The 15982-nt window shown below is 60.7% G+C and carries 14 protein-coding genes; 4 read left to right on the top strand and 10 right to left on the bottom strand.

The window, feature by feature from the left end; genetic code table 11:
* Positions 1-8: 8 nt before the first annotated feature.
* The 6 genes from ACI3K0_RS16400 to ACI3K0_RS16425 are packed head-to-tail and all read right to left on the bottom strand — an operon-like array spanning position 9 to position 6439.
* Positions 9-830, bottom strand: coding sequence for a sulfurtransferase (locus ACI3K0_RS16400; RefSeq protein ID WP_404945663.1), 822 nt, complete (start codon positions 828-830; stop codon positions 9-11).
* Positions 831-855: 25 nt separating this feature from the next.
* Positions 856-1839 carry a hypothetical protein gene (locus ACI3K0_RS16405; RefSeq protein WP_404945664.1) on the bottom strand — a complete coding sequence of 328 codons (984 nt, stop codon included), beginning with the start codon at positions 1837-1839 and terminating at the stop codon, positions 856-858.
* The gene (locus ACI3K0_RS16410) at positions 1836-3185 is read right to left on the bottom strand and encodes a M20/M25/M40 family metallo-hydrolase (protein WP_404945665.1); all 1350 of its coding nucleotides are present in this window, start codon (positions 3183-3185) and stop codon (positions 1836-1838) included. Before ACI3K0_RS16410 ends, ACI3K0_RS16405 begins: the two co-directional genes overlap by 4 nt.
* Complete coding sequence (locus tag ACI3K0_RS16415) at positions 3182-4102, bottom strand: ABC transporter permease (RefSeq protein ID WP_404945666.1); 921 nt, start codon at positions 4100-4102, stop codon at positions 3182-3184. Before ACI3K0_RS16415 ends, ACI3K0_RS16410 begins: the two co-directional genes overlap by 4 nt.
* 3 nt (positions 4103-4105) lie before the next feature.
* Positions 4106-4945, bottom strand: coding sequence for an ABC transporter permease (locus ACI3K0_RS16420; protein ID WP_183820775.1), 840 nt, complete (start codon positions 4943-4945; stop codon positions 4106-4108).
* Positions 4946-4951: 6 nt separating this feature from the next.
* Positions 4952-6439 carry an ABC transporter substrate-binding protein gene (locus ACI3K0_RS16425; protein WP_404945667.1) on the bottom strand — a complete coding sequence of 496 codons (1488 nt, stop codon included), beginning with the start codon at positions 6437-6439 and terminating at the stop codon, positions 4952-4954.
* 166 nt (positions 6440-6605) lie between these two features.
* On the opposite strand from ACI3K0_RS16425, the gene ACI3K0_RS16430 reads away from it, so the two are divergent.
* The 4 genes from ACI3K0_RS16430 to ACI3K0_RS16445 all read left to right on the top strand — a co-directional run bounded on the left by ACI3K0_RS16430 (position 6606) and on the right by ACI3K0_RS16445 (position 11803).
* Positions 6606-7298 (top strand): FCD domain-containing protein, encoded by a 693-nt coding sequence (locus tag ACI3K0_RS16430; RefSeq protein ID WP_206823805.1) that lies wholly within the window; start codon positions 6606-6608, stop codon positions 7296-7298.
* 21 nt (positions 7299-7319) lie between these two features.
* Entirely contained in the window at positions 7320-9599 is a 2280-nt protein-coding gene (locus tag ACI3K0_RS16435; RefSeq protein ID WP_404945668.1) for a molybdopterin guanine dinucleotide-containing S/N-oxide reductase, read from the top strand.
* Between the two features lie 257 nt (positions 9600-9856).
* On the top strand, positions 9857-10906 hold the full coding sequence (locus tag ACI3K0_RS16440; RefSeq protein ID WP_404945669.1) for a P1 family peptidase: 1050 nt from the start codon (positions 9857-9859) through the stop codon (positions 10904-10906).
* 30 nt (positions 10907-10936) lie between these two features.
* Positions 10937-11803, top strand: a complete 867-nt coding sequence (locus ACI3K0_RS16445) for a D-amino-acid transaminase (RefSeq protein WP_404945670.1) — start codon at positions 10937-10939, stop codon at positions 11801-11803.
* 49 nt (positions 11804-11852) lie between these two features.
* Here ACI3K0_RS16445 and ACI3K0_RS16450 read toward each other — a convergent pair whose 3' ends face one another.
* From ACI3K0_RS16450 to ACI3K0_RS16465, 4 genes are all read right to left on the bottom strand, one after another.
* On the bottom strand, positions 11853-12737 hold the full coding sequence (locus ACI3K0_RS16450; RefSeq protein ID WP_206823799.1) for a LysR substrate-binding domain-containing protein: 885 nt from the start codon (positions 12735-12737) through the stop codon (positions 11853-11855).
* Positions 12738-12845: 108 nt separating this feature from the next.
* Positions 12846-14351, bottom strand: coding sequence for a serine hydrolase domain-containing protein (locus tag ACI3K0_RS16455; RefSeq protein WP_404945671.1), 1506 nt, complete (start codon positions 14349-14351; stop codon positions 12846-12848).
* A 63-nt stretch (positions 14352-14414) separates the two neighbouring features.
* Positions 14415-15158 carry an ABC transporter ATP-binding protein gene (locus ACI3K0_RS16460; RefSeq protein WP_404945672.1) on the bottom strand — a complete coding sequence of 248 codons (744 nt, stop codon included), beginning with the start codon at positions 15156-15158 and terminating at the stop codon, positions 14415-14417.
* Positions 15155-15982: an ABC transporter ATP-binding protein gene (locus ACI3K0_RS16465; protein ID WP_148145221.1), complete on the bottom strand. Its 828-nt coding sequence runs from the start codon at positions 15980-15982 to the stop codon at positions 15155-15157. The genes ACI3K0_RS16460 and ACI3K0_RS16465 overlap by 4 nt, the downstream gene beginning before the upstream one ends.

The raw sequence follows: 15982 nt of genomic DNA on the forward strand, positions 1-15982 counted from the left end.
CGAGGCTCTTATACTTCTTCGGCTGGGCCGATCTCGATCGGCAGGGCGGCATTGCCGGCCCATTCATGCCATGAGCCGACATAGATTTTCAGCTTGTCGAAGCCTGCGAGTTTCAAGCCATAAAGTGCGGTTGCAGCGCGTGCGCCGCGGTGGCAATAGGTGATGATCTCCCGATCCGGCGACAGGCCGGCTGCTTCAGCGATCCGGCGGATTTCCTCCGCCGGACGGTATTTGCCGTCTTTCAGCACATCCTCGTAAAAGGCGAAATGCGAATGCGGAATGCGGCCCGGACGGGCGCAGCAGGCGTGGTGGAAGGTGCCTTCGAATTCCGTCTTGCGGCGGACATCGAAGATATCGGCGTTGTGATCCGCGTGGTTCAGCACGTCATCCGTCGAGGCGACGAGTTCGCGGTGGAAGCTTAGGCCTTTTGTCTCGGATTGTGCGATGACGTCCGGCAACCCTATTCCTGAAGTCGTTTCGCCGCCTTCTGCCTTCCATGCCTGGATGCCGCCATCGAGGATAAGGCCGCCCTTGAGGCCCACGAGTTCATAGAACCAGAGGCCGCGCGGCGAGATCATGCCGGTCTGTTCCTCGAAAAAGACGGGAATACGATCGCCGCCGAGGCCCAGCCGGTCGAAGGCTTCGCGAGCGCCGGCGGCCATGCCGGTTATGCCTGCCTCGTCACTTTCGGGAATGAAATAGTCATAGACATTGAGGCTCACCGCGCCGGGAATGGTGGCTTCGCGCCATGCCGTTTCGGGACGCACGTCGACGGGGACGAACTTGCTTTCTGGCAGCAACTTGATGAGTTCGGCGGCGGTGATGATCATGGCCGGATCCTTTCGGGAATGCGTATCAGATGGATGGCAGAAGAGTGCCGATGTTCATTTCGTTCGCTCGGGCTAGCACTCGCGCGGCAAAGGCGATGTCGAAAACGTTGAGGCCGAAGCTGGAGAAATAAAGCGATGCGTCTGGCGGTGGTCGCCAGCCGTCGAGCAATAGGGCAGGGAGATCCGCCGCCACTTGCTCGGGAGCAAACTCTTTGGCGCGATACATCTGGAACAGGCTTTTGGCGCTCTTCTCGGCGAAATCGCCCCATAGATCGACGGTGACGAGATTGGTCGCCGCGATCGTCTCGAACATGACTTCGTGAAAGCCGATCTGCATGATCAGCCGGCCGGGCCTGACTGCGGATCTGTCCAGAAACGGCTGCGGTGAAGACGTGCAGCAGATGACGACATCCGCATCGGCCAGCGCGTCATGCCAATCGGCATGGGGGAGGATGCGGGTGGAGCTACGCCCGGCCTGTTCGATCAGGGGATCGAGGTTTGATCGTGTCCGGTTCCAGAGGTGGACCGCTTCGAGACCGGGAAACAGGGCGAGCAACATGTCCAGATGGGTCTGCGCATGCGCGCCGGCGCCCAGCAGAGCAACTGTTCTTATGCCGGCCGGCTTCAGAGACTTGATCGCTGCTGCGGAGACGGCCGCGGTGCGCATGCGGGTCAGGAGAGCGCTTTCGACGCTGCCGACCGGTGCGCCGTCAGTCAGCCGGTTGATGACCGTCGTGCTGTTGATGCTCGGCAGGTCGCCGACCGGTTCCGCGCGATGAACGGTCCATTTCAATCCGGCGGCATCATAAGCGCCGCTGACGAAGGCCGGCAGGCCATAGGCCTTGTTGCGGGGATCGCTACCCAGCGGCATGACGCTTTCGGCGACCATGCCTGCTTCGCCGCTGCGCAAGAGCCGGATCGTGGCGTGGATATCCTCCACGGCCGCCACCCAATCGAGCGCGCCGGCCTCGATTGCATCCTTGCGGGAGAGATGGCGGATGGTGTTCATGCGGCCTCCGGTTCGGCTGCGACATGTTCGAGCCAGAGCGTTATCGACTGGATGAAACGCCGAAAACCTTCAAGCGTCATGAACTCATCGATGCCATGCGCATTGCCGCCACGGCCGGCGCCGGCGAGCAGGAAGGAGTTTGCGTGGGGCGCGAAAGCATAAGCGGGTGCTGCGCCGATTGCCCAGGGCCAGATCTGGGGCGTGGCGTTGGCGGTGGTCTCGTAGCTTTTCAGGAGGGCCGGGACGCCGGGCGCATCGGCGCGGAAGCGGAAGCCGGGATAGCTGTCGGCAACGTTGAGGATCGCTCCCGGCGTCTTTTCGAGCGTTACCCGGTACTGGCTGAGGAAATCCGCCGGATCGAGGGAGGGCGGTGTGCGCAGCTCGAAAGCGGCACGTGCGCCATGCGGGATCACGCCATCGGAGCGGAGCGGCATGGTTTCGAGGCTCGATATGTTGAAGGATGCGGTCGAGAGGACGTGTTCCAGCAGTGCCTGCGCGTCGCCTTCCAGGGAAAAGGTTTCCGTCTTGCGGAAGCGCAGTTCGGCTGCTGGATCGAAAGCTTTTGCGAGATCCGAGATGATCCCTGTGGCTTCCGCGTCGATTGCGATCCTTGCCAGTTCGCCGGTTGGCGGGTTGCCGATCAGGGACAGGGCTTCGACCAGCCGGCTTGCGGGATTGGCAATCCATGGGGCGTTGCTGGAATGGATGGCTGTTTTCGGGCCGCCCCATGCACCGCCATCGACCCGGACCTCGCCCTTGGCGATGCCGGAGAAACCGAGATAGACACGCGGCGCGCCTCCGCCATATTCACAGAAGGAGGGAAAGATCGTGGAGGCGCTTTTGCGTACCGGGCAATCGGGCGCAGCGAGATAGTCGCGCATCGCGCCGCTGCCGCTTTCCTCTTCGCCATCAATGAGGATCTCGACATTGACGCGGAGTTTTCCGGTATCCGCCAGCGCCTTGACGGCGAAAAGCATGCCGGCGAGCGGGCCCTTGTTGTTTTCCGCACCGCGGGCAACGAAGCTTTCGCCGATGCCTTCGAGATCGACGATGCCGCCCTTGAACGGATCGACCGACCAGCCTTCCGGCGAGGCGGGCATGACGTCATACATGTTGTAGAGGGTGATGGTCTTTTCCGCGCCGACATCGATGCGGGCGTGGATAACCGGCGGGCGGCCGTTCGAAGATTCAGCCGAGACGATGCTTGCGCCGATTTCGCTCTTTAGCCAGCTGACAACCGCATCCGCCTGTCGCGCGATCTGCCGTTCATCGCCCTTGACCGACGGGATTTCGCACCACTCTCGGGTTAGGTCGAGAGCCGCGTCGAAAGTGGCGTCCGAAGTCACAGCCTGATCCTCGGGTTGAGCCAGACATAGGCGAGATCAACGAGGAAGTTGACGATGACGAAGACCGCCGCGGCAAAGAGAACGACAGCCTGAACAACAGGAAAGTCGCGGTTCTGGATTGCCTCGACCGCCAGACGCCCGATGCCCGGCCAGGCGAAGATTATTTCCGTCACCAATGCGCCACCGAGCAGTGAGGCGAAATACATGCCCTGCACGGTGATAACCGGGATCAACGCGTTGCGCAGCGCGTGATGGACGATGATACGCCAGGACGAGATGCCCTTGGCGCGGGCGGTGCGGATATAGTTTTCGCCGAGTACCTCGATGAGGCTTGCTCTGACCAGTCGTGTGATGGCGCTGAGATAATAGGCGCCGAGCGCGATGGACGGCATGATCAGATGCCAGACCGAGCCGATGCCGCTCGATGGCAGCCAGCGCATTTTAAGCGAAAAGAAGATGATCAGCAGCAGCGCCAGCCAGAAGACCGGGATGGCCTGACCGAGCAGCGAGATGACCCGGATGGCGAAATCGATGGCGCTGTTCTTGCGCACGGCGGCGATCGTGCCGAGCAGGAAGCCGAGCAGCGAACTCCAGATGAGTGCGGTCATGGCCAGAAGTGCCGTTGCCGGCAGGCGTTCGATCAGAAGATCGAGCGCCGGACGCTGGAAGCGCAGCGACATGCCCAGTTCGCCGGTTACGGCGCTCGCGAGAAAGCGGCCATACTGAACCCAGATCGGATCGTTGAAACCCATGGCCTGACGAAATGCCTCGATCTCTTCGCGGGATGCTTCGGGCGGCATCATCAGGGCTGCCGGGTCGCCGGTGAGGAAAAGCGCGAAAAACACGATGGCCGAGACGCCGAACATGACGACAAGGCCCTGAAGCGCGCGACCGGTGATAAAGCTCAAGGTCTTCATATTTTACGCATTCCTGCTGTCTGCACGTCTTACGAGCCAGTCGCCGATCAGATTACAGCCAATCACCAGCGCGCCGATGACGAGGCCCGGATAGAGCACCAGCCAGTTGGCAAGCAGGATGAAGGAGCGGCCTTCGCCGATCAGATTGCCAAGCGTTGGGGTTGGCGGCTGTACGCCAAGGCCCAGGAAGCCGACAGAGGCTTCAAGAATGATGAGGCGCGGCAGGTCGAGCGTCATCAGCACCGTGATCGGCCCGACAATGTTGGGCAGGACATGGCGGAAGATGATGACCATGTTGGACAGGCCGATGGAGCGCGAGGCGTCGATATATTCCAGCTCGCGGATTTCGAGCGTCTTGGCGCGGGCGACGCGGGCAAACACCGCCCAGCCGGTAACGCCGAGCACCACGACGAGATTGCCCATGCTCGGGCCGATGACGGCAACGATGAGCAGGATCAGGAGAATGAACGGGATGGCGAGCTGCACATCGACGGCACGCATGATGATGATGTCGAACCAGCCGCGGTAATAACCGGCGATCATGCCGAGTGTCGTGCCGAGTACGACGGAGATGACCGAGGCGGCAAGGACGATCGACAGCGAGATTGCCGTTCCAAGCCCAAGACGGGCGAGGAGATCCCGCCCGAGCTGGTCTGTTCCCAGAGGATGAAGCTCTCCGCCAATGACGGAGAGCGGCGGCTTGAATGTCGCGGTCAGGGTTCCGCGCACCGGGTCGATCGGCCAGAGGAGAGGCACGAGGACGCAAAGCGCCAGAACCGCGATCAGAAGGAACGTGGCAAATATCGCATCTGCGTTGTCCCTGACATTCCAGAACCGTGTCATGCGCGATTACTGCTTCTTGATGTCGAAGATCGGGATACGGGCGTCCGGGCGTCCTTCGAAGGTGACCGACTTAGCCTTACCGTAAAGGGCATCTTCCTGGTAGAGCGGGATGACCGGGACCTGCTCGGCGGCGAGATCCTGGATCTGAGCAAGAACAGCTTCGCGCTTTGCCGGGTCGACGATCGAGCGGCTTTCGTCGAGCAGCTTGTCGAGTTCCGGAATGGAGGCTGTCGAATAGGGCTCGCCGGTCTTGAAGATGGCGTAGACGGCGGCATCCGCATCGAGCGTCTGGGTGGAGCCCCAGCCGAGCATGAAGATCGGCCCCTTGCGCGGAACCTGCTGGGTGTAGACGGACCAGTCGAGCACTTCCTGATCGATCTTGACGCCGATATCGCCGAACTGCTGGGCAATCGCCTGGGCGACTTCGCTGTCCTTCATGTAGCGATGGGTGGACTGCATCTTGATCGAGAAGCCGTTCGGCAGGCCGGCTTCAGCGAGCAGCGCTTTTGCCTTGGCCGGGTCATAAGGCGTGACGGGCAGATCCTTGTAGCCGAAGTCGGCGGCGCCGACCTGTGTGCCGCGCGGCGATGCCATGCCCTGCAGGATGTTGGTGACGATCGACTGGCGATCGATCGCCATGTTGAGTGCCTGGCGGACCTTGATGTTATCCAGCGGCTTTTCGTTCATCACGAGGCCGAGATAGATGGTGAGGCCACCATTCTTGACCTGGACGAGATCGGTATCCGGGCTGTCCTTGACCATCGGGGCGATATCGACGGGGACGTTTTCGATCAGGTCGACTTCGCCGGTCAGAAGCGCGGTGATACGGGCCGTGCCATCCGGGATGGCGCGCCAGGTCACCTTGTCGATCGACGGAGCGCCGCGCCAGTAATCCTTGTTGGCTTCGAGAATGACGTGCTGGTCGGGAACGAATTCGACGAATTTGTAAGGGCCGGTGCCGACCGGCTTGCGGGCGAAGACGTCGTTGCCGACTTCCTTCACGTATTTCGGCGGCACGATATAGGCAGGATAACGGCTCATGCGGGTGGGCAGAAGCGGATCGGCGCCCTTGGTCTTGATGCGGACGGTCAGCGGATCGACGACTTCGACGCTTTCGACCGTGCGGATATAGGATACGGTCGGCGACTTTGCGGCAGGGTCAATGACGCGGTCGATGGTGAACTTGACCGCTTCGGCATCCATCGCCTCACCGTTGTGGAATTTCACGCCGTCGCGCAGCTTGAATTCCCAGGTCGTGTCGTCGATCGCCTTCCATGAGGTGGCAAGGCCCGGGACCAGCTTCATCTCCTTGTCGCGCATGACAAGAGTGTCGAAGATGTTGTCGACGATCGTGGCGCTCTCCTTGAGGAAGCCGGGATCCATCGCGGTGGTCGACGCGCCGCGACCTACGACGATATCGGCCGCCGAAGCGATGGCCGTGGAGATTGGCAGCAGCATGGATGCAGCGAGCGCAATGGCAGCAAGTCTTTTCATGGGGGCCTTCACTTCCTCTGGTGTTGGTATCTGATATCCTGACAATGTATTCGTCAGGGGGCTATTATTATCTGCTAAGATATATGATATATTCTTTGTGGGCAAGATATGGGCATTTTCGATTGAGTGCCAAAAAACGGGCAATTTTTCCAAGGGTGAGGTCTAAGTGAGTACAGCTTTGTTCAATGCGGCTCCCCGAAGGAGCCTGGTTACCCATGTGGAAGACGAAATCCGTGCCGCCCTGATAGAAGGGCGGCTTGAGCCGGGAACCCGGCTCGTTACGAAGGAGCTGGCGGATTCGCTCGGAATGAGCATCACGCCTGTGCGCGAGGCGCTGGTGCGTTTTGCCGCCTCCGGGGTTCTGACGGCAGAACCGGCGCAATCCTTCAGGGTGCCGACGATGACGGTGGAGCAATATTCGGAGATTTCCGAGATCCGCAAATCGGTCGAAGGCCTTGCGGCATTCAATGCAGCGTCGCAGATCACGCCCGACGAGATCGCCACGATGAAGGCGCTGCTCACACGTTATCTCGCGGCAAAGGCCGAAAAGGACCAGCATCTGGCCCTGACACTGAACAAGAAATTCCGTTTCGTGCTGTATGCGGCGGCCCGGATGCCGACGCTTCTCGGGGTGATCGAATTGTTGTGGCTAAGGGCCGGTCCCGGGTTCAACTACCTTTATCCGGAAGTCCAGTCGGGAACAGGAGAACACCACAATTACGACGACTTGCTGGTTGCCCTGCATGAGCGACAACCGGTTGCGGCTCGCGAGGCGATCGAACACGCGATCGAGGATGGCGCGCGGATCGTTATCGAGGCTTTACAGCGGCGGCAGACACAGCCGGTTCCGGCGAAGTAGGAGAGAAGGCGGACTTCACCAATGGGTAAGACATTCACTGCGGCCCATTGGGGCGTCTATGAAGTGAAAGCCGACGAGACTGGGCTGAGGCTTGAAGGTTTTGCGCAAGATCCCGATCCGTCTCCGATCGGGTTGCACATGGCTGCAAAAGACCTGACGGATGTGAGGATCCGCAGGCCTTCGATCCGCAAGAGCTGGCTCGAAAAGGGACCGGGTGCCAATCCGCATTTGCGCGGGCGCGAGCCGTTCGTCGAGGTCGACTGGGATACGGCGCTTGATCTTCTGGCGGCCGAACTCGACCGGGTGCGGCGTGAGCACGGCAATGAATCCATCTTCGGCGGTTCTTATGGATGGGCAAGTGCGGGGCGTTTCCACCATGCGCAGAGCCAGGTTCATCGCTTTCTCAACCTGATCGGCGGCTATGTGTCGTCGGTCGACAATTACAGTCTCGCCGCCGGACGGGTGATCCTGCCGCATGCGATAGGCTCCACCGAATTCCTGCTGGATCGACATACATCCTTCGATGTGATGGCCAAGCATACCGAGCTTTTCGTCACCTTCGGCGGTGTGCCGGTCAAGAATGCGCAGATGTCGGCCGGCGGGGCAGGGCGGCACCGCGTGGTGGCCGGTATGCTGGAGATGGAGAAGAACGGCACGCGCTTCATCAATATCGGCCCGGTCTCGGACAATATGCCGGTCGACAGCGAGTGGATCGCCGCCCGGCCGAACACCGATGTCGCGATGATGCTGGCGCTGGCTTATGTGCTTCACACCGAAGAACTGGCGCAACTGGATTTCCTCAACAGTCACTGCGTCGGATATGGCCGTTTTTCGGCTTATCTAGCGGGCGAGACCGACGGGATCGCCAAGACGCCGGAATGGGCTTCCGGACTGTGTGGCGTCGATGCCGACCGGATCGCTTCGCTTGCCCGCGAGATGGCGTGCCATCGCACCATGCTCAACATTTCCTGGTCGCTGCAGCGTGCCGTTCACGGCGAGCAGCCCTTCTGGATGCTGGTGACGCTGGCGGCAATGCTGGGGCAGATCGGATTGCCAGGCGGTGGCTTCGGGGTCGGTTATGGCGCGCTCAATTCGGTCGGCCATGACAATGTCCGCTTCAAGTCGGGGGCGTTTCCGCAAGGGGAAAATCCGGTCAAGGCGTTCATTCCGGTAGCACGGATCACCGACATGCTGCTCAATCCGGGCGAGGCCTTCACCTATAACGGCAAGGAGCATCTCTATACGGATATCCGGCTCGTCTACTGGGCGGGCGGCAACCCGTTCCATCATCACCAGGATCTCAACCGATTGCTGAAGGCCTGGCAGAAGCCGGAGACGATCATCGTCAACGAACCCTACTGGACGCCGACCGCAAAGCTTGCGGATATCGTACTGCCGGTCACGACCCCTCTGGAGCGCAACGATATTGCGTCATCCGGCGGCGAGGATCTGATCGTGGCGATGCACAAGGTTTCGGAACCGTATGCGCAGGCGCGCAACGACTTCGATATCTTTTGCGGACTTGCGCTGCGCATGGGCGTGAATTTTTCCGAAAATCTCGATGAGGAAGGCTGGCTGCGGCGGCTTTATGGCGTGACCTCCGCCAATGCTCGCGAAAAGGGTGTCGAGATGCCGAGTTTCGACCAGTTCTGGCAGGATGGTCTTTTCGACCTTCAGCCCCAGGCACTTCCGGTGGTGATGCTGCAGGAGTTCCGCGAAGAGCCAAAGGCAAATCCGGTTCCGACCCCTTCCGGCAAGATCGAGATCTTTTCCGAGATGGTCGACAGCTTTGGCCTTGATGATTGCCCCGGTCATCCGACATGGTTCGAGCCGCCGGAATGGCTGGGCAACCGGGAGAGCGAGGATCAGTTCCATCTGATTTCCGACCAGCCGGTGAGGCGTCTGCATAGCCAGCTCGATGCCAGCCCGCACAGCAAGGCGGGAAAGGTGAAGGGGCGCGAGCCGGTTTTCATCAGCCCCACGGATGCACAGCATTGCGATCTCAGCGAGGGAGATCTCGTCGAAATCCATAACGAGCGAGGACGTCTGATTTCGGCCGTGGTGATTTCCGACGCGATCATGCCGGGTGTGGTCAGGCTCTCGACGGGGGCCTGGTTCGACATGGATTTTGACCGCACTCTGGAGCGCCATGGCAATCCCAATACCCTGACGCTGGATGTGCCTTCGTCGTCGCTGTCGCAAGGATGTAGCGCTCAGACATGTCTGGTCCGGGTTCGCAAGGTCGACGAAGACTATGCGGCCAGCGTACAGGCCTTCGAGCACCCGGAATTTGCGGCCTAAACCATGCGACGATCCCGTCTGCGGGGACTTGGCTCGCAGGTGATCTTGTCTGGCCGGAAGTCACGATGGTGTCCGAAACGGCAGGTGTCTTGAGTATCAGGTGTTTCGGCATTCGCCTGTGCTCACCTGTCAATATGGGGAGTGGTTGCTGTCGGTCATCCTCTTGCAAAGGTGGTCTGAAACTATTCCGTTTTTGTTGTGCCGGTTCGGATCGGGCTGAAGTAGTCTTTGGCCACTTTGAAGACCGGAACCATTCAATGACCATTGAACATCGTGCGCGCCTGCGTGATCTTGGCATATCCATCGGCCACTACGGGACCGGCGCGCTCAACGCGATCACCGATGTCGCGGGCGTTGCCATCGGCCATGTGACCTGCGTCGAAGGTGAACGGACGCGCACGGGTGTGACCGCCATCCTGCCGCATTCCGGCAATCTGTTTCAGGACAAGGTGCCGGCAGCACTCGCCGTATTCAACGGTTTCGGCAAATTCGCGGGTTCGACGCAGATCGCCGAGCTTGGCGAGATCGAAACGCCGATCCTCTTGACCAATACGCTCGGTGTCGGCCGTGCCATCGAGGCGATCAACCGGCATGTGCTGGCACAGGCGGGCAATGAGCGTGTCGTGTCGCTTAATGCCGTTGTCGGCGAGACCAACGATTCACGGCTGAACGATATTCGTGCTGCCCGTCCGAGCGTGGACGAGATGGCGGCGGCGCTTGCTGCCGCGAAGACAGGTCCGGTCGAAGAGGGGGCAATCGGCGCCGGTACCGGTACGGTTGCCTTCGGTCTCAAGGGCGGGATCGGTACCAGTTCACGTGTCGTGAAGGCCGGTGGAGCAGCTTATACGGTCGGCGTGCTGGTTCAGTCCAATTACGGCGGCAAGCTTACGGTCGCCGGCAAGCCTTATGAGGCGGAAGGCGCGCATGACAAGGACGGCTCGATCGTGATGATCGTGGCGACCGATGCGCCGCTCTGCTCGCGCAATCTGAAACGGCTTGCCGAGCGTTGCTTTGGCGGGCTGGCGCGCACGGGCGCTGCACTCAGCAACGGCTCGGGCGATTATGCGCTGGCATTCTCCACTGCCGAAGAGGTGCGCCGCACGCCGGAGCGCCGCAAGGCGGTCGCGAACTACCCGGTTCTTTCCAATGATATGGTCTCGCCGCTCTTCGAAGCGGTGATTGAGGCTGCCGAGGAGGCGATCCTCAATTCGATAACGACGGCGACAACGACCAACGGCTACAATGCCGGGACGAACAAACCTTCGACCATTCATGCCATTTCTCTCGATGCTCTCAAGCGTCGGTGATCTTTTTCCATACAGTCCACCGGAGTTTCCATGTCCGCCAACGCACCCCGCATCGTCTATCTGAACGGTGCCTTCCTGCCCGAGAACGAAGCCCATGTGTCGATCTTCGATCGCGGTTTTCTCTTCGGTGACGGTATCTATGAAGTGACGGCCGTGCTGGACGGCAAGCTGATCGACAGCCCGCTGCATATGACGCGCCTGGAGCGCAGTGTGCGCGAAATCGGAGGTCATCTGCCGATCTCGACCGACGAGATCGTTGCCATCGAAAAGCGTCTGATTGAAGAGAACAAGCTGAACGAAGGCGTGATCTACCTGCAGTACACGCGTGGCGCGGAAGACCGGAATTTCCTCTATTCGGAAAATCTCGAGCCGACGCTGCTGCTTTTTACTCAGGCAAAGACGCTGGAACATGTCGCTGCCGTCGAAAAGGGCCTGAAGGTCAAGGTCGTGCCGGATCAGCGCTGGGAACGCCGCGATATCAAGACCGTCTGCCTGCTGCCGCAGGTTCTCGCCAAGCGGATCGCAAAGGCGGAAGGCTGCGACGAGGCCTGGATGGTTCAGGACGGGTACGTCACCGAAGGTGCGTCGTCGACCGCCTATATCATCACCAATGACGACAAGATCGTCACGCGTGGCAATGGCAACGCCATCCTGCCGGGCTGCACGCGTCTGGCCGTGCTCGAACTTGCCCGCGAGCAGGGGCTGGCCGTCGAGGAGCGTCTGTTCACCGTCGAGGAAGCCATGGCGGCGCGCGAGGCCTGCCTCACCAGCGCGTCCAACTTCATCGTGCCGATCACATCGATCGACGGCAAGCCTGTCGGTGACGGCAAGCCCGGTCCGATGTTTACGCGCCTGCGCAAGCTCTACATGGACAATGCCCGCCGCACGGCGGTCTAAGCATTTCGTTGTTTCAGGGCGATTCCGGAGATTGGAGTTGCCAAGAACATCAGCCGGCGGCCAATGTCTCCCATATGCGTTTGACGATGGGCCGCCGGTTTTCCTTCGAGCGATAGAGGCGGATTTCGACCTCGATATCCCAGTCATTTTCTGCTGCGCGGACAAGTCTTCCGTCCGCCAGTTCCGCATTGGCGAGGCTTTCCGGCATCCATGCCACGCCCCAGCCCGCCAGGGCCATGCTTTTCAGGCCGATGGAATGGCTGCCGACATGGACGCGATTGTCCGTCGGCAGGCGTGTTGCCAGGGCACCGGCCATCAACTGACCGAAGAACGACGTCTTCTGATAGCTTACATGTGCGAAGCCCGCTTCGACCTGGTGAAGCGGCGCGCCTTGCTTATCCGGGCCGCTGACGGGGATGATCGTTTCTGCCCCGAGCGTATGATGTTCGAATTGCGGATCGAGCAACATCGGCACATGCAGGTTCTGGTAGGTCAGCAGAAAGTCGGAATCACCGTCGATCAGGGAATTCAAATTTTCTTCCATGCTGCCGGAATCCGGCCGCATGTGGGAAACGATCGGTCCGAGCTTGGCGCTGAGATCCGTCAGCCAATCCGGAAAGAAGGTGAAGGACAGCGTGTGGAGCGCCGTCAGCGTCACGGTGCGGGCGTCATTGCCTTCCTCATGCTGCAGATTGCGGCGGGCCTGATAGAGATTTTGCAGCGTCTGCTCGGCGATCGGCACGAAACGCTTGCCGGCTTCGGTCAGGCGTGAAGGATAGGTGGCGCGGTCGATGAGGCTGGTGCCGACCCAGGCTTCGAGCTGCTTTATGCGGCGGCTGAATGCGGATTGGGTGACGTTGCGCTCGTCTGCAGCCTTGGAAAAGTTCAGCGTCTGCGCCAGCGCCAGAAAATCTTCAAGCCATTTGACTTCCACGGCGAACTCCAATGCAAAACCGGCGGCGGTCTTCCATTGGTCCGAATGACGGCAAAATGCAATCAGCAGATCATGCTTTTGGAATGCGACCGTGTCAGTACGCTGCCGTCAGGCGCGGTTATATTCGATCATTCTCGCGCGTGACAGAACCAGTTCGAGGCGGCTTTCGGATAGGAGATGCAGGCAGACACGCTTCGTCCAGGGGCCGTCCTTTAAGGTGAAGAGGAAGCGGCCGTTGCCGAGCGCGGTCATCGGCATGCGGTGACGGACCGGGCCGACACCCATAACGAGGGTTTCGCCGTCGATCTCGAACGTCGCGCCTTCATCGGAAAACCAGCGGCCGGAAAGCGATGCCGGGACGCCTGTATCGACAGCCGGATGGAGGCGGCGGGCGGGGTAGCCGATCTGGCCGACGATCGCCGTGCCATCCATCTTCAGGCGCATGGGAGACGTGGCGGAGAAGGACGAGGCATAACCGTCTTCGTCCTCATAAACGGCGGTATCTGCGTCGAGCCAGTTGACGCTGGAGCCTTTGACCTCAATCCAGGAGGGACCGGTTTCGCTGGCATAAAGGCCGTCGGTCAGGGCAGAGGAGGGGACGGGGAGGGCGAGATCGAAGAGGGCTGCCATGGCTTCCTGCGCGATCTTGCTGCCGTTGGTGTCCTCGCGGTTTGAGACGATGACGAAACCGGTCTGGTTTGCCTGATCGAGAAGGAAATAGGTCTTGTAGCCGGGATGGGAGCCACCATGGCCGGTGAATTCGTGACCATCCAGCACAGTGCGGCAGATGCCGAGGCCGTAGCCGCTTTCGGCCCCATCTTTCAGGGCGCGGGGGGCGGCAAGGCGGGCAAGCGTGCCAGCGAAGGGCGCGTTTCCGGACAGCAGGAGTCGCAGCCAGTTGGCGAGGCTTGTGGCGCTGCCGGTCATGCTGCCGGAGGCGGAGATATGCAGGCCGGCGGCGGAGAGCTGCCATTTTTCGCCATCGTGCCAGTAGCCCGGTACGAGATCGGCGACGGGATCGTTCCAGACATCGGGCGCGTCGAGCGTGGCGCCGGCCTTTATGCCCGCATCACGGATGAAATCTCGGAAGAACAGGCCCTTGCGCTCAAGCGCTGTTTCGACCAGTCGATAACCGGTGTTGGAATAGGAAACTTCGGTGCCGGCTTCGTAATTCAGGCGAGTTTGGCGGGCGAGATATTCCATCAGCGGGCCGGCCTTGGTTTCGGTATAGACCGAGAGGCCGAGAAGGGAGAGGCATTCGCGTGTGTCGGGCAGGCCACCGCTCATGTCCAATGCGCGGGCGACCGTGACACTTGCCATCGGCTCGTGAAGCTCGGGCAGATGCTGGCCGAGCTTGTCGTCGAGGGAGATTGCTTCCGGGTGTGATAGGACCATCGCACAGAAAGCGTGCTTGGTGACGGAGGCGTAACGCACGACCGTATCGGCGCTGAAAGGCGCCATGGTCGAGAGGCTTTCGACACCGCCAACCTCGGCAAAACGGATGCCGTTGGCGTCGAAGCCGATCACTGCACCACCGGGCTGATCCGCACCCCATCCGTCAGTGAATTTCCTGACGGCTTGTTGCGCCTTATCCCAATTGGCCGTGATCGACATCTCGCTTCTCCACTTACTGCTCTAAAACCGGACCGGGTCCGCCAGAACCTTTCCTTGGAAAGTTCAGGCCGGTTCTTCGAGCTCCACGCTCAGACTGCGCAATTCGCGGGTATGAGCGTGATTGACATTGCCGAGTCTTAGATCCTCGGCAGTTATCTGTTCAACCATGTGACCATCGATCATCACACCGACTTCGGTGCAAAGATGGGTGATGACGCTGAGATTGTGGCTGACCATCACGTAAGTGAGGTTCCGCTCTGCGCGCAGATCAGCCAGAAGGTTGAGGATTTCCGCCTGAACCGAGACGTCGAGCGCCGAAGTCGGTTCATCGAGCAGCAGCACTTCCGGTTCCGCGATCAGCGCGCGGGCGATTGCCACGCGCTGGCGCTGGCCGCCGGACAGCTGGTGCGGATAACGGAAGCGCGCGGTCTGCGGCAGGGCAACGGCCGACAGCACCTTGGCGATGCGATCATCGATATTGTCCATCCCATGCACGAGCGGCAGTTCCGACAGGATGCGGTCGATCGTCTGGCGCGGGTGCAGCGAACCATAAGGGTCCTGAAACACCATCTGCACCTTGCGGAAAAAGGCAGGCGGACGATAGAGCGGGGCGTTTTCGCCGGAAAAGGCGATACGGCCGGACCAGTCGTTGTTGAGGCCGGCCATGGCGCGCAGCACGGTGGATTTGCCTGAGCCGCTTTCACCGACGATACCGAAGCTTGCGCCCTTGGCGACGTTGAAGGACACGCCCTTGACGACTTCGCGGCCAACGAAGCTGATACGCAGATTGTCGATCTCGATCGTCATTTCAGCCACTCCGGATCACGGGTAAGGACGGGCAGGCGCTCCTTCGGGTGCATCAGCGAGGGCATGCAGTTCAAGAGGCCGCGCGTATAGGGATGCTGCGCGGAGAGCAGGTCCGACGCCTTCAGTTCTTCCATCACATGACCGGCATACATGACGGCGACGCGATCGCAGAAATGCGAAACGAGCGGCAAGTCGTGGCTGATGAGCAGAAGGCCCATGCCGCGTTCCGACACCAGTTCCTCGATCAGGCGCAAGATTTCGGCCTGCACCGTGGCATCGAGCGCAGACGTCGGCTCGTCGGCGATCAGCAGTTCCGGATCGGGGGCGAGCATCATGGCGATCATGACGCGCTGGCCCATGCCGCCGGAGACTTCGTGCGGGTAGGAGGCGGCGACCTTCTTTGGATCGCGGATCTTCACCATTTCCAAAAGGTTGATCGCGGCTTCCAGCGCTGCGCGCTTGCTGCCGCCCTTGTGGGTGCGCCATGCTTCGGCGACCTGGCTGCCGACGGTCTTTACCGGGTTCAGCGAATATTTCGGATCCTGCAGGATGAAGCCGGCCCGCTTGCCGCGGATCGTGCGCATCTGCTTTTCCGACGCCGAGCGGATGTCGATGCCGTCGAATTCCAGCTTGTCCGCCTCGATGACGGTCTGCGTGGGCAGAAGCTTCATCAGTGCGCGGGCGGTCAGGCTCTTGCCCGAGCCGCTTTCACCGACGATGCCGAGCTTTTCGGTGCCGAGCTTCAGCGACACGCCCTTGACTGCCTGATGGAAGCCGGTGCGCGACTTGAAGCCGATCTTGAGGTTTTGAATATCGACCAGCAT

The organism is Rhizobium sp. ZW T2_16 (assembly GCF_044987325.1).
Classification (GTDB): Bacteria; Pseudomonadota; Alphaproteobacteria; order Rhizobiales; family Rhizobiaceae; genus Neorhizobium; species Neorhizobium cellulosilyticum.

Excerpts from the sequence above, each read along its gene's own strand:
- ACI3K0_RS16425 (WP_404945667.1), bottom strand. The coding sequence starts at position 6,439 with ATGAAAAGACTTGCTGCCATTGCGCTCGCTGCATCCATGCTGCTGCCA.
- ACI3K0_RS16405 (WP_404945664.1), bottom strand. The coding sequence starts at position 1,839 with ATGAACACCATCCGCCATCTCTCCCGCAAGGATGCAATCGAGGCCGGC.
- ACI3K0_RS16420 (WP_183820775.1), bottom strand. The coding sequence starts at position 4,945 with ATGACACGGTTCTGGAATGTCAGGGACAACGCAGATGCGATATTTGCC.
- ACI3K0_RS16460 (WP_404945672.1), bottom strand. The coding sequence starts at position 15,158 with ATGACGATCGAGATCGACAATCTGCGTATCAGCTTCGTTGGCCGCGAA.
- ACI3K0_RS16415 (WP_404945666.1), bottom strand. The coding sequence starts at position 4,102 with ATGAAGACCTTGAGCTTTATCACCGGTCGCGCGCTTCAGGGCCTTGTC.
- ACI3K0_RS16440 (WP_404945669.1), top strand. The coding sequence starts at position 9,857 with ATGACCATTGAACATCGTGCGCGCCTGCGTGATCTTGGCATATCCATC.
- ACI3K0_RS16455 (WP_404945671.1), bottom strand. The coding sequence starts at position 14,351 with ATGTCGATCACGGCCAATTGGGATAAGGCGCAACAAGCCGTCAGGAAA.
- ACI3K0_RS16400 (WP_404945663.1), bottom strand. The coding sequence starts at position 830 with ATGATCATCACCGCCGCCGAACTCATCAAGTTGCTGCCAGAAAGCAAG.
- ACI3K0_RS16445 (WP_404945670.1), top strand. The coding sequence starts at position 10,937 with ATGTCCGCCAACGCACCCCGCATCGTCTATCTGAACGGTGCCTTCCTG.
- ACI3K0_RS16465 (WP_148145221.1), bottom strand. The coding sequence starts at position 15,982 with ATGCTGGTCGATATTCAAAACCTCAAGATCGGCTTCAAGTCGCGCACC.
- ACI3K0_RS16435 (WP_404945668.1), top strand. The coding sequence starts at position 7,320 with ATGGGTAAGACATTCACTGCGGCCCATTGGGGCGTCTATGAAGTGAAA.